This window comes from Falsirhodobacter sp. alg1, assembly GCF_000739715.2.
Taxonomy (GTDB): domain Bacteria; phylum Pseudomonadota; class Alphaproteobacteria; order Rhodobacterales; family Rhodobacteraceae; genus Falsirhodobacter.
Genome location: NZ_BBJC02000121.1, coordinates 1 through 504, shown reverse-complemented (window position 1 = coordinate 504; position 504 = coordinate 1). Strand labels below are relative to the sequence as shown.

The following is a 504-nucleotide window of genomic DNA, read 5'->3' as shown; positions in this document are numbered from 1 at the left end:
TAGCTTGTCAGGACATTGCGGCGACCAAGATCGCGAGCGTGAACCTTGCCGTGGCAGTGCCTATCTGGAGCCATGGTACATCCGATGATGGTGGGGGTGGATTCCGGCGCGGTTGCTGGTGTCGCGCGCCAACCCAAAGGTCTTCTGGTGACGCTGGCTTATGAAGCCGTTCACCATGGCACTTCTGTCCGTGCTGTTCTTTGCCCCTGTCTTCACGCCGCTGATTTGGCCTGAAGATGCCGCCCAATATACAGCCATATCGAAGGCCCGCAGGGCGGTGCGCGGCAGGCCGGGCATTCATCGCATTAGCCCGGGTGCTGGCAGGGAACGGTATTTGCCGTTTGAGGCTTTCCTCCAAGGCATCTTACACAAAGCCCGTTATGTGAATTGATATTGCCGATCCGGTGCCTCGGGCATCTTTCGTTACAAAAGGATGATCCTGTGCGGTTTTACACCTCCATCCTGTCGCGCGTGGCGGCAGCTTTTGCTTTTGGTCTGTTATTA

General features: G+C 56.7%; 1 pseudogene. It reads left to right on the top strand.

What is annotated here, in order from left to right:
- Window positions 1–256 (top strand): annotated as a pseudogene (locus TR36_RS15340) (arsenical-resistance protein); the annotation flags it as partial.
- Between the last annotated feature and the right edge of the window lie 248 nt (window positions 257–504).